The sequence below is a fragment of the Clostridium estertheticum genome (genome assembly GCF_011065935.2).
Taxonomy (GTDB): domain Bacteria; phylum Bacillota; class Clostridia; order Clostridiales; family Clostridiaceae; genus Clostridium_AD; species Clostridium_AD estertheticum_A.
The window spans coordinates 1,927,365-1,941,119 of sequence record NZ_JAAMNH020000001.1; the positions used below are offsets into that span (position 1 = coordinate 1,927,365).

Below are 13,755 nucleotides of genomic sequence, written 5' to 3' on the forward strand. Positions count from 1 at the left end.
TAAAAGAGCATCAACTTATTTAGTTGATGCTCTTTTATGTTGAATATTTAATAATTCACATGCTATATTAATTTTCAAACATTATTTAGACATAAAGTTTTTACCTCGATGGAGGTCAATTTCTTCTAATTTCATAACTCTTAGTGAATCATTAACATTTTGTTCTATGGCTAACTTTCCATAATTATCTACTTCTTTTTTATCTTTTGGACCATGATTAAGGGAGGCTGCGCCACCTATACATCCACCACTACAAGCCATTCCCTCAATGAAATTACCGTTTGATCTATTGAATTTTAATAATTTCAAGGCTTTATCACATTCAATAAGACCGTCGCAAGTTATAGGCTTAAATTCAACTGAAATATTTTCAATTTCAACTAAGTGTTTTACGGCTTCTGTAAGACCACCTGATCTAGCAAAAATTCTACCATAAAAAGAAGCATTATTTAAGGGAAGTTCCTCGCATTCTTCAAGATTGATTTCGAAAGCATCAAACATTGCCTGTAGTTCTTCAAAAGTCATTACGTAATCAGTAATACCTTTTATATCGTCCTCTTTTATTTCCATTTTTTTAGCTGTACAAGGTCCAATAAACACAATTTTAGCTAGTGGATCTGTATTTTTAATGAGTTTTGAAATTGCTATCATTGGGGAAACTGTGCTTGAAACATGTTTACCGAGTTCAGGGAAATTCTTCTTGATGTAAGAGACAAAAGCTGGGCAACATGAACTTGTCATAGTTTTGAGTTCTTCAATGGTTTCTGCAAATTCTTTTGTTTCATTTTGTGCTACCATATCTGCACCAAGGGCTACTTCTATTACATCTTTAAAACCCATTTTTTTTATACCTGATACCACTTGACCCAGTTTAGCGAAAGTAAATTGACTAGAAATTGCGGGCGCAACCACAGCATATACATGTACATCTTTATCTTCTTTTGATGCTAGTAATATATTAGTAATATCTACAACTGAGGATTTATCCATAATAGCACCGAAAGGACATTGATAAACACAAGCACCGCATTGGATACATTTCTTATTATCGATTACTGCTTTTTTATCTTCATCAATACTTAAGGCTCCCGCGTCACAAGCTCTAATACAAGGTCTCTTAACGTCAGAGATTGCGTTGTATGGGCAAGCAGTTCTGCATTTACCACATTCAATGCATTTATTTGGGTCAATGTAAGAGTGTCGATTTATTGATTGAATTGCACCCACGGGGCATACTTGAATACATTTGTGAGTTAAGCAACCTCTACATGCTTCAGTAACAGAAAAGCGCTGTATGGGACATTCATCACAAGCAATATTAATTACCTCAATAACATTTTTATTTTTTTTGTTTCCACCCATTACAAGTTTTATTCTTTCACCAATAATTGCTCTTTCCTTATGAATGCAACAACGGGTTCTTGCTTTAGGGCCTGGAACAAGAACCTTAAATAGATTTTTACCTTCTTTTTTTAGGGTTCCTTTAATAGCAAGTTTAACTACTTCTCTTATTACCTCGTATTTTATAAGTTGTATATCATTATCGAAAGTTTTCATATTTATCGCCTCTCCTATTTTTGTGATATTGTGATATAAATATCAAATTCTAAAATTCAAACAAGGAGTAAAGGATATTTACTACCTATCATTGAGAATGTATTAATCAAATCTTTATTTTCTTCAATTAACTTCTGAAGCCCATTAAGTACATCAAAGAATCTTTAAATGACAGTTACTACCAATACATATGTTTACTTTTTCATATATATATTACTGCCAGTAAATAGTTTTAAATACATAATAATATTATCACTATGTTGACAAATGAGCAAGTGGGCCAATTTGGTACCCGCAAAAATTAAAGGAATGATAATGTTTTCATAAAGATAAAAGGTAGAAAAATTAAAAAACCAAGCAAACAAATATGAATTTGTTTGTTTGGAATTTTTACTTAAAACAGTGTTATTTTATTTTATTAGAGTTAATATATCTTTTTAAATCATATTTTATTAATATAAAGTAACTAGGAATTGCGTATACTAACACGCCCAGTTTAAAAACATCAGGAACATAACTACCAAATAATACATCTAAGCCATCACCCAAGTAGTACGCTCCAAGCCCTACTAAAAATAGATTTAGCATATAAAATACTAGGCCTATATTAAAATTAGAAATCCCCCTAGAAACTATATAAACAATTAAAGCTGCAACTGCTAAACCTAATACAGATGAGCCTGCCACCAGTAGCGGAGAACCAGTTGAACTAGTTAAGATAAATAATGTTACTTCTAATAATTCTCTAAAGAATGTTATAGCTGCTAAAATAAATACTCCCTTTTGACTTAATGAAACAAATTGTTCATTTGGAGTAGTGTTAAAAGATTTATTTTTCCTTAAAAGTACTATACTGTATAATATTAATACAGCTAATACTAAACCTAGCAATCCATCAAATAATTCTCCAGTAGGACCGTTTAATAATGCAACTTGTGAGAATATTATTGACCCAGTTATAGCTGCAATAAACGTTCCTAAAGCCCCACCTAGTAAAGCGCTCTTAGTCATCTTATATAGTTTATTTTTGTTAAAATAAACTACTAGAGGAATAATAACTAAGAAAATCTCTATACCTTCTCTTATGCATATTATAAAAGGAGCAAGCATCGTTAATCACCTCCTACTCGACACTTGTAGACTTGTCTACACTATATAATATGCATAATTAAAGTTATGGAACACTTAGATGTATGACATTTAATAATAAATATTAATAAGTTTTAGGAAGTAATTTAGTTTAAGCATGTAGGATATTACCAGTTAAAAGAAGATTATCACGGAGAAGAGGTAAATCTAATTATTAAATCAGTTTTTTATATAAACTGGCTATTACAATGAATTTGTGCGGAAAGCCAACTCCTTGAGGTGTGGGATGGATAGCATAAGAAATTAATTTTTTTATTTGTGTACAATGTTGTTTACACATACACATTTTGCGATATACTTTAATTATGAAAAATAAATATAGAACAACTAAAACTACAGTAAGTTTAATTAATTATCATTTTATATTTTGCCCAAGATATAGAAAAAAATATTTTTAATACCTAATATGGAAGAAAAGATTTAAGTATGTGGTCAAATTTATATGTGACGAGTTGGAAATTGAAATCATTGCAATAGAATGTGATAAAGACCATACTCATATGTTTTTGAATTGCATTTCAACATTAAGTCCCTCTGATATTATGCAAAAAATAAAGGGTGTAACAAGTAGGGTTTTGAGAGACGAGTTTAACGAATTAAAGAAAATGCCTAGCTTATGGACTAGAAGTTATTTTATATCAACTGCGGGAAATGTGAGTAGTGAAACGGTAAAAAAATATGTGGAAAATCAAAAAACAAGATATTAAAAGGAGGTGAATATTGTGTCAAATTATATATTAACATTAAAACTAGATACAGAAAAATATCAAGAAGATATTTTAGATAAGAGATTAGAAATAAGTAGGAATATATATAATAGCTGTTTAGGAGAATTATATAAAAGATATAATTATATGAGACAGTCTAAGGAATATAAGAAAGTTGTTAAAATTGCTAAAGGAAAAGAACGTAATAAACAATTTAATGAATTAAATAAAAAATATAGTTTGACGGAGTATTCACTTCATAAGTTTGTAAAACCTATTCAAAAACATTTTAAAAATAACGTAGATAGCTTCAGCACTCAAAAGATAGCTTCAAGGTGTTTTAGTGCATTTCAAGGATTAATGTTCCATACTGCAAATAAGGTTTGTTTTAAGAAATATGGAGAAATGAACAGTGTTGAAGGGAAGTCCAATGGAACGGGGATTAGATTTAAAGATAATCAATTAATTTGGAATGGGCTTAAAATCAACCTTATTGTTAAAAACAACGATGAATATGCAGAAATTTCGCTATTAAACGAAGTTAAATATTGTAGAATAGTTAGAAAATTTATTCGTGGAAAATATAAATATTATATTCAATTAGTTTTAGATGGTATCCCTCCTATTAAATATAATAAAGAAACTGGGGAAGTTAAAAATAGTATTGGAAAGGGTAATGTTGGAATAGATATTGGTACTCAAACTATAGGGATTGCCTCAAAACATGAGGTTAAATTATTAGAATTAGCACCCAAGGTTAATAATATTGAAACAATTAAAAGAAGATTATTAAGAAAACTAGATAGACAAAGAAGAATTAATAATCCTAATAATTTTAATGAAAATGGAACAATCAAACATGGTGTAAAATTAATATGGGTTAAATCAAATAAATATATTAAAACTCAAAATGAATTAAGAGATATTCAAAGGAAACAAGCTGATATAAGAAAGCAAAGTCATAATATTTTAGCTAATAAAATAGTGAGTTTAGGGGATAGGATATTAGTAGAAACAATGAACTATAAAGGATTGCAGAAACGTTCCCAAAATACTACCGTTAACGAGAAAATAGGAAAATTTAACAAGAAAAAAAGATTTGGAAAGTCTTTAGCAAATAAAGCCCCAAGTATGCTTTTAACTATATTAGACAATAAATTAAAGTGGAATAATACTGAATTATATAAAGTTAATACTTATAAAATAAAAGCATCACAGTATAACCATTTTGATGAGAAGTATAATAAAAAAGAATTAAGTGAACGTTGGAATATATTCAATGTCGATAATAAAGAAATTAAAATTCAAAGAGACTTATATAGTAGTTTTTTAATAATGAATGTAAAAGAAAATTTAGAAGAAATAGATAGGGATTTATGTTTTGGAACTTATGATAATTTTAAGCATTTGCATGATAAAGAAATTAATAGATTATTAAGCAGTAATAATAAAAAAATATCAAGTATGGGAATATAAAAACAAATTAATAAAAAATTTAATAGGTTTTGATATGAGCCTTATACTATCGTTAATTTATCCATTAGGATAATTGGTAGTGAAAGTCTTAGAGAGGTTGTTTAGTTCTTATATGTTGTAATTTATAGTTTTTATATAAATGAGAGTATAGGAGAAGATAATGTATTTAAGAACCCCATACCTTTAGGCGTGGGAGTATCAGGGTACTCTTATGAGTGGAAATAGTAATCATGAAAGATTTCTCTCAGAGGCCAAATTTGCAGGGGATTTTATAGCAGAGGGTTTTGAACTTTATGATTTAGGTAGTTACCCTGGTATAATTCACAGTGAGAATGGTAAGGTTAAAGGTCAGCTTTATATTATTGATAGTAATATATTAAGAAAACTAGATATACTTGAAGAATAAGGAAACTTATACATAAGAAAATCAATTAAGGTAATCAATTATAAGGATGAGACTCAAGAGGCTTATATCTATATGTATAACCGTGATGTTTCAGGAAAAGTTAAAGTTGGTTATGATATTCAACCTTGGGGAATCTAAAGTAAACACATACTAATATTAATGGGGGATAACTTATATGAATAGAACTATAATGCAATTTTTTGAATGGTATCTGCCCTCAGATGGTGGACACTGGAACTTTTTAAAAGAGCACAGTAAAGAATTAAGCGAAGTGGGTATAAATACTCTTTGGCTTCCACCGGCATACAAAGGCGGTGGTGGTATTAATGATACCGGTTATGGTGTTTATGATTTATATGATCTTGGAGAATTTGATCAAAAGGGAGCTGTTAGAACTAAATATGGTACAAAAGATCAATACATAGAGGCAATAGCAGATGCTCACAAAAATAAAATTGAAATAATAGCGGATATAGTTTTAAATCAGAAAGGGGGAGCAGACGACACGCAGTGGGTAAAGGTAGTTAAAGTAGCCCCTTCAAATAGAAACAATAAAATATCTGGCGAATATGATATAAAGGCATGGACAAAATTCAACTTCGTAGGAAGAAATAATAAGTACTCAGACTTTAAGTGGAGCTGGGAACATTTTAATGGGGTAGATTGGGATGAGAATAAAAAAGAAAGTGCTATATTCGAATTTACTGGACTTTCTAAGGGCTGGGACTCGGATGTAGATTCAGAAAATGGTAACTATGATTATCTTATGCTTACAGATGTTGATGTTAGTTCAACCGTAGTATGTGAAGAACTCTTAAAGTGGGGATTGTGGTATACAGAAATAGCAAACCTAGATGGATTTAGACTAGATGCGGTAAAACATATAGATTATGAATTTTTCAATAAGTGGATTAATGATATAAGGAAGGTTACAAAAAAAGAGATGTTTACAGTAGGAGAATATTGGAGTGCAGATTTGAATGTTTTAAAAAAGTATGTTGAAGATACCAACCATGCATTTAATATTTTTGATGTACCTCTGCACTATAACTTTTTTTCATCAGCAAAGGAAAAAGAAAATTATGATTTAAGGGGTTTAATGTCAAATACCTTAATAAGCTGTTATCCTGAAAACTCAGTGACTTTTGTGAACAATCATGATACTCAACCTGGACAGTCGCTTGAGTCCTTTGTAGATAATTCCTTTAGTTTACTAGCATATACATTTATTTTGACAAGACAAGAAGGGATACCCTGTGTTTTCTTTGGGGATTATTATGGAATACCAAATAATAATATAGCTCCACTAAAGGATCATTTAGATAAATTATTAAAAGCTAGAAAAGATTTTGCTTATGGATGGCAGCATGATTATTTTGATGATGCACATCTTGTAGGATGGACAAGAGAAAATGGACTAGCTGCCTTAATTTCTAATGGGGAGAACGGTGGTTGTATCAAGATGTTTGTTGGAGAAAAACTTTCAGGCAAGACCTTTGTAGATATAACTGGAAATATTCCAGGAGAAATTAAAATAGCCGAGGATGGTAATGGTGATTTCACTGTTAATGGAAATTCACACTCTGTTTGGTGTATAGTCTAAAAAATAAAAAGGATTGGTAGGGGAGTATTATGAAAAAAGTATTCGCACCTGGGTGTGCCTTGATGATTTACAAATCGGAGCTAGGAAGAAAAGTGCTAGACTTTTTAAATAGTGATTTAGGTAAGATAGATGAATATCTAACTTGCTGTAGACATGAACCAAATTTAGAAACGGGAACACAAATAATAAATACTTGTGCTGGCTGTGATAGACGTTATAGAGAACTCTATGAAGGAATAACAACAATTTCACTTTGGGAGGTATTAGCACAGAGTAAAACATTTTTATTTCCTGATTATAAAGGAAAAGAAATGGCAATTTTGGATGCGTGTCCTACAAGGCATCAGGAAAGGGTTCATAATGCAGTAAGAACGTTATTGAAAAGAATGAATATTGTTGCGGTAGAGCCAGAAAAAACAAGAACAAAGGGTACTTGCTGCGGAGATAGTTTTTATGGAGTTCTTCCTGTGGAGCAAGTTAAAGAGCAAATGAAAAAACGTGCGGAAGAGATGCCTGCTTGCGATGTTGTTGTTTATTGCGTTTCTTGTTCTAAATCCATGTACATCGGGGGTAAAAAACCAAGATATTTGGTAGACCTTTTATTTGGAGAGGATACAATCCCCGGTACTTTTGAACCAGATGAGTGGCATGGGGAGATTAATGATTTTATAAATGAACATTAATCATCATCTTCGATGATGCAATATTATAGCTGAAGCCTCCATTTTGATGGAGGCTCCAGCTTTTGTTAAATGATATTTTTCTTAACACACCTAATATAACAAAAACCAATACAAAGGTTCCAATTACTTCTGTTATAAAGTTTGATGAATATTTTTGTTTATTTTTCTTCCCAGTCCATTGATCTTCCAACGGCTTTGTGCCAACCTTTTAAAAGTTGTACTCTCTTTTCTTCTCCCATTTTTGATTCAAAGGATCTAGAGAGTGCCCAATTTTTTGCAACTTCTTCTTGATCTTTCCAATATCCAACTGCCAGTCCTGCTAAATATGCAGCGCCTAAAGCTGTTGTTTCGATAACTTCTGGTCTGTCAACTTGAACATTTAATATATCAGATTGGAACTGCATTAAGAAGTTATTAGCGCATGCACCACCATCAACCTTTAAGGCTTTAAGTGTGATACCTGAATCTTCTTGCATAGCTTTTAATACGTCATTTGTTTGATAAGCTAAGGATTCAAGGGCTGATCTTATAAAATGTTCTTTCTTAGTTCCGCGAGTTAAACCAACTATTGTTCCTCTTGCATATGGATCCCAATATGGTGCACCAAGTCCGACGAATGCTGGAACCATGTATACACCATTTGTATCTTCAACAGCGGTAGCATATTCTTCTGATTCAGGTGCATTCTTTATCATTCTTAATTCATCTCTTAGCCATTGAATAGTTGCTCCTGCAACAAATACACTTCCTTCAAGAGCGTAGTTAACTTTGCCATTAATACCATAAGCTATAGTTGTAAGCAAACCGTTGTGGGAATCAACTGCTTTTTCACCAGTATTCATTAATAAGAAGCAACCAGTACCATAAGTGTTTTTAGCTGTTCCTGCTTGATAACAGGTTTGTCCAAATAAGGCAGCCTGCTGATCGCCGGCTGCACCAGCTATTGCTATAGGAGAACCAAATATTGAATTATCAGTATATCCATAAACACAACTTGAGGGTTTTACCTGCGCAAGCATTGATTTAGGTATATCCAAAGTGCTAAGTAGTTCATCGTCCCATTTCAATTCATGAATGTTATATAGCATTGTTCTGGAAGCATTTGTATAATCTGTTACATGAACCTCTCCCCTAGTTAATTTCCAAATTAACCAGGTATCTATAGTTCCAAATATTAAATTTCCTTTTTCGGCTTCGTCTCTAGCACCAGCAACATTATCAAGTATCCATTTTACTTTTGTTCCAGAAAAATAAGCATCGAGTATAAGGCCAGTTTTGTCTCTTACCACTTTATCAAAACCTATAGCTTTTAATTCATCACAGGTACCGGCTGTTCTTCTGCACTGCCAAACTATTGCATTGTATACAGGAATGCCAGTGTGTTTATTCCAAACCACTGTAGTTTCTCTTTGGTTTGTGATACCAATAGCCGCGATATCTTCTGCTGTTACATTAATTTTTGCCATAGCTTCTTGTGCTACACCTAATTGAGTAGCCCAAATTTCCATAGGATCATGCTCAACCCAACCTGCACTCGGAAATATCTGTGTAAATTCTTTTTGTGCTACACTTGCAATTAGTCCTTCTTTGTTAAACAAAATGCATCTTGAACTTGTTGTCCCTTGGTCTAGTGCCATTACATACTTAGCCATAAATTTTTACACTCCTTAATTTTATTAGAAACCGTTTACTTGAAGTTTATAGAAACACGGTATTATCTTCATTAATACCGTGAATTTATCATAATTTAACTTATCAAATGGGGGCAACTTGCCACTTGCCACGTGGGTGGCACTATGCCTCTTCAATATCCTTAGTTGCTATAATATTCACTCCTGTGTTAAGTACGTTTTTCAGTACCACATCACCTATATGGATGGGAGCTTTTACTGAAACATTTTTTAGCGCTCCTACACAATCATAAATCAAATTCTTTGGGATATCCTTCTCAGTCTTTACAGGAAGTATATTACTTTTTCCGCCTGTTACCAAAACAGAGGTCGTAACAACTCTTGTTGGATTTGTGCATTCCTTCTTGCCATAGTTTTCACCGATTTTACAGCTATTGCCGGATACACTTATAACTTCATTGCCAGAAAGCTCTACTGTAAGAGCGCAACCCACTGGACAGCCTATACAAGTCAATTCTCTAGTACTCATAATATACTACTCCTTTTCTACTTTTATAGTAATTTTCGTACATTTACTATATTTATCAAAAACTGCTTTAGTTAATTTAACACTTTCCATTTCACCAGGAGTCAGAATCTTCTTTTTTAAATGCATTTCCCTAGCTTCATCAAAGTAAACAGATATATAAGCATTTTTATAGACCTCGCCCACCCTAAATCTAACATCTATACCATCACCGATATTTTCAGGGTTGATAGTCTGTGGTACTGTATATCTAACACCATCTGTTGCGAAAATCGGAGTACCCAAACCCTCATGGTGAATTCCATTTATATAATCTGCAGCATTTCTACCGGCAGTGTAGCTTTCAGTTGTTACATTATCTACCAAATCATGAACGTGAAGCACATTACCACAGGTAAATATCCCAGAAATACTTGTCTGCATACTCTCATCTACCTCAGGTCCTCCTGTAACTCTAGAAAGTTTAACATTTGCTTTTCTAGAAAGTTCATTTTCAGGTAGAAGTCCAACAGATAAGAGTAATGTATCACAAGGAATATATTCATCAGTACCAACAATTGGCTTTCTATTATCATCAACCGCGGCTATTGTAACTCCTTCAAGTCTATCTCCCCCATGTATATTAGTTATAGTGTGGCTTAATTTTAGTGGAATATCAAAATCGTCTAAACATTGTACAATATTCCTCTTAAGACCACTTGAATGGGGCATGAGTTCTATACAAGCCTTTACTTTTGCACCCTCTAGAGTCATTCTTCTTGCCATTATAAGTCCAATGTCTCCGGAACCAAGTATTACTACTTCTTTGCCGGGCATTAAGCCTTCAACATTAACATACTTTTGGGCTGTTCCTGCAGTATAAATACCTGAACATCTTGCTCCAGGTATATTTAAAGCGCCTCTTGGTCTTTCACGACATCCCATTGCAAGTATAATTGCTTTTGCCTGAATCTCAAGAATACCATCCTCGGTATTTACAGCAGTAACTTGTTTATTATCATTTACATCTAAAACCATGGTATCTAGCTTATATTCAATATCAAGAGCAGTAACCTTATCAATAAATCGTTTTGAATATTCAGGACCAGTTAACTCTTCTTTAAAGGTATGGAGACCAAAACCATTATGAATACATTGATTAAGGATACCACCTAATTGATTATCTCTTTCTATAATTAAAATGCTGTTTATCCCTTGATCCTTTGCAGAAACTGCAGCTGCCAGGCCTGCTGGACCGCCACCAATTATGACTAAATCATATTCTTGCATATATATTCCTCCAATTTATAGTGATTCTTTATTCTTGCCAGTTAATAAAATAGAATCCCCACCTGATTTTGTAATTTTAAAACGAGGTATATTAAGTTCTTTTGAAAGTATGTCTACAACTCTTGTAGCGCAAAAGCCTGATTGGCATCTACCCATTCCAGCTCTTGTACGTCTTTTAACTCCATCAAGTGTTTTTGCTCCAAGAGGTCTTCTTATAGAATCTAAAATTTCTCCCTCTGTTACAGTTTCACACCTGCAAATAATTTTCCCATATTCAGGGATTTCCTTGATTATTTCTTTTCTCTCTTCGTTTGACATTTCTCTGAATTTTCTTATACCTTTTCTAATCGGACTAAATCCTTCACTTTTTTCAGGTGCTAATTTCTCTATTACTATATCAGCTACCATTACAGCAATGCTTGGAGCACTAGTTAAACCTGGAGAGTCAATCGAGGCTACATTAATAAAGTTTTTAGCGTCCACGGCCTCCCCAATTATAAAATCATTTGAAATATTTTTTGCTCTGTTACCTGCAAATGAAGTTATTACCATATTCATAGGAAGTGGCTCTTGAATACTGAGCCCTGCATTCAATAAGATATCATCAATACCTTCCTTAGTTGTACAAAGATTAGCCTTGCTATCTACATCTACAGCATCAGGACCAACAAGAAGATTACCATCCACAGTGGGAGTAACTAAAACACCTTTTCCAAGTTTAGTAGGAAGTTGAAAAATAGTTTTTGTAACTAAATCTCCTACAGCTTTATCAAATAAAACGTATTCACCTCGTTTGGGAAGTATTTTAAACTTGTGATCGCTTACCATATTATTAATTTCATCTGAAAATAAACCAGCTGCATTTATAATTATTTTTGTTTCTATGGTACCTTTATTAGTTTTTATAATATAGCTATTTGATTTTTTTTCTATGGAAGTGGCTTCAGTTTCAAATTCGAATTTCACACCATTGGTATATGCGTTTTCAGCCATAGCAATAGTCATTTCATATGGACAAACTATTCCTCCAGTAGGAGCATATAATGCAGCGACGCAGGCTTTAGTTATATTAGGTTCCATTTCGCGAACTTGATCTTCGCCTAGAATAACTAAACCAGGCACTCCATTTTCTTCTCCTTGATGAAGTAAATTTTCAAGATCCAACAGGTTTTCCTTGTCAAAACATAAAACCAATGATCCATTTCTTTTAAAAGGGAAATCTAATTCTTTTGCAAGGTTTGTATACATTGAATTACCTATGGCGTTTAATTTTCCCTTCAAAGTACTTGGATCCGCATCATGTCCTGCATGGACTATAGCGCTATTTGCCTTTGAGGTTCCAGACCCCACATCAATAGATTTTTCAAGTACACAGGTTTTTAAATTATATTTTGATAGTTCTCTTGATATTGAGCAGCCCACAATACCAGCACCAATAATAGTTACATCAAACATCATATTACCTCCTAAACGCAAACAAAAAGAGAACCTTGAAAAATAGGTATAAAACACCTATAGATCAAGGCTCTCTTCTCTCCGCCCCTACTTTATTTAATTTAACAATAACATAATAAGTAAACAATTGCAAGTCCTAATAACTATAAGACCAAATAATGGATATATAAGCGTAATCAAAGCAAATGGTTTACTTGAAATGCTCTAATTTAAATTTAAAGATTCTTTTTATCCATTTAATATAAAATCAAAACATATAAAAGCGGAATAAATAAATTGACTTGAAAGAAAAATAACACTGTGATAAACTTAATTTAATTAAAAATCCTGAATATAATACAACTATAAATTAAAGTTGTATTGTTCTTTTTTATTATAACTTTCTATATAAATAAAATAAATTTTTGGAGGATACATATTTGGGAAAACTAGATCAATTACTAATAGAAAACCCGGTTATTGCAGCCATAAGAAATGAAGAAGATTTAGAAAAAGTAATTCATAGTGGTGTTCTTATTGTGTTTGTATTGTATGGAAGCATTATAAATCTAAAGGAAATATGTAAGAGGCTTAAAGAGGCAGGCAAAGTAGTGTTTGTTCATGTGGATTTAATAGAAGGATTAAAGGGAGACTATACAGGACTTCTTTTTATAAAGCAATGTGGTCAGCCCTACGGGATTATAACTACAAGGGCAACAAATATAAAAAACGGGAAAAAGTTAAATTTTTGTGTTATACAGAGAATATTTGTGGTGGATTCACTGTCCTTAAGAACAGGAATACATAATATACAATCGGTACTTCCAGATGCTGTAGAAGTTATGCCTGGGGTTGCAAGCAAGATTATTAAAAGTATGGAAAATGAGGTGCGAGTTCCAATTATTGCAGGAGGCTTAATTCAAACTAAAAAGGATATAATGGAATCAATTAGTGCAGGAGCAATGGCAATTTCAACAACAAAACAAGAATTATGGACACTATCTGAGGAGTAGCAAAAAAAAGTGGTTCAGTTTTTAATGCACTTATTTCGCCATTGAATGGAACAATGAATTAAAGTATAATTACTTTGAAATCGTTGTTCCTTATTTTTTTTTATCATTTTATGCACTCGTTTGCACAAAATAATATGAATTAATAGGGAATAAGAAACAATAATAAATAGAAAGAGGTGTTTTATGGCTACCAATACTAGTGTGTCTTTACGAAATAAGGTAATGTACTCTGTATATGTAAGAAATCATGGAATTAATGGAACATTCCTCTTAAGTGGAGAGTAGTTCACGAGCTTACTTA

11 protein-coding genes and 1 pseudogene are annotated in these 13,755 nt (G+C 32.4%); 6 read left to right on the forward strand and 6 right to left on the reverse strand.

The genetic code is table 11. The features are described 5' to 3' along the window. Positions 1–81: 81 nt before the first annotated feature. Positions 82–1,557: a 4Fe-4S dicluster domain-containing protein gene (locus G9F72_RS08915; protein WP_164957973.1), complete on the reverse strand. Its 1,476-nt coding sequence runs from the start codon at positions 1,555–1,557 to the stop codon at positions 82–84. A 405-nt stretch (positions 1,558–1,962) separates the two neighbouring features. After that, positions 1,963–2,667: an FTR1 family protein gene (locus G9F72_RS08920; RefSeq protein ID WP_164957974.1), complete on the reverse strand. Its 705-nt coding sequence runs from the start codon at positions 2,665–2,667 to the stop codon at positions 1,963–1,965. 344 nt (positions 2,668–3,011) lie between these two features. Between G9F72_RS08920 and tnpA the strand changes: the two are divergent. The 5 genes and pseudogenes from tnpA (at position 3,012) to G9F72_RS08945 (ending at position 7,581) form a co-directional block, all read left to right on the forward strand. Next, positions 3,012–3,413, forward strand: a pseudogene (gene tnpA, locus G9F72_RS08925) (IS200/IS605 family transposase). Positions 3,414–3,428: 15 nt separating this feature from the next. Next, entirely contained in the window at positions 3,429–4,889 is a 1,461-nt protein-coding gene (locus G9F72_RS08930) for a transposase (RefSeq protein ID WP_224676046.1), read from the forward strand. 211 nt (positions 4,890–5,100) lie between these two features. Further along, a complete protein-coding gene (locus G9F72_RS08935; RefSeq protein WP_164956092.1) occupies positions 5,101–5,295 on the forward strand; it encodes a gamma-glutamylcyclotransferase in 195 nt (64 codons plus the stop codon). 175 nt (positions 5,296–5,470) lie between these two features. After that, positions 5,471–6,898 carry an alpha-amylase gene (locus G9F72_RS08940; protein ID WP_164956093.1) on the forward strand — a complete coding sequence of 476 codons (1,428 nt, stop codon included), beginning with the start codon at positions 5,471–5,473 and terminating at the stop codon, positions 6,896–6,898. A 29-nt stretch (positions 6,899–6,927) separates the two neighbouring features. Next, positions 6,928–7,581 (forward strand): (Fe-S)-binding protein, encoded by a 654-nt coding sequence (locus G9F72_RS08945; RefSeq protein ID WP_164956094.1) that lies wholly within the window; start codon positions 6,928–6,930, stop codon positions 7,579–7,581. 158 nt (positions 7,582–7,739) lie between these two features. On the opposite strand, the gene glpK is transcribed toward G9F72_RS08945, so the two are convergent. From glpK to G9F72_RS08965, 4 genes are all read right to left on the reverse strand, one after another. Further along, positions 7,740–9,233 (reverse strand): glycerol kinase GlpK, encoded by a 1,494-nt coding sequence (gene glpK / locus G9F72_RS08950; RefSeq protein WP_164956095.1) that lies wholly within the window; start codon positions 9,231–9,233, stop codon positions 7,740–7,742. A 142-nt stretch (positions 9,234–9,375) separates the two neighbouring features. Then, entirely contained in the window at positions 9,376–9,741 is a 366-nt protein-coding gene (locus tag G9F72_RS08955) for a DUF1667 domain-containing protein (protein WP_164956096.1), read from the reverse strand. A gap of 6 nt (positions 9,742–9,747) precedes the next feature. After that, positions 9,748–11,007: an NAD(P)/FAD-dependent oxidoreductase gene (locus tag G9F72_RS08960; RefSeq protein ID WP_164956097.1), complete on the reverse strand. Its 1,260-nt coding sequence runs from the start codon at positions 11,005–11,007 to the stop codon at positions 9,748–9,750. 15 nt (positions 11,008–11,022) lie between these two features. Beyond that, complete coding sequence (locus tag G9F72_RS08965; protein WP_164956424.1) at positions 11,023–12,462, reverse strand: NAD(P)/FAD-dependent oxidoreductase; 1,440 nt, start codon at positions 12,460–12,462, stop codon at positions 11,023–11,025. A 419-nt stretch (positions 12,463–12,881) separates the two neighbouring features. Here G9F72_RS08965 and G9F72_RS08970 point away from each other — a divergent pair, with 419 nt between their 5' ends. Continuing rightward, complete coding sequence (locus G9F72_RS08970; protein WP_164956098.1) at positions 12,882–13,454, forward strand: glycerol-3-phosphate responsive antiterminator; 573 nt, start codon at positions 12,882–12,884, stop codon at positions 13,452–13,454. Positions 13,455–13,755 lie beyond the last annotated feature (301 nt).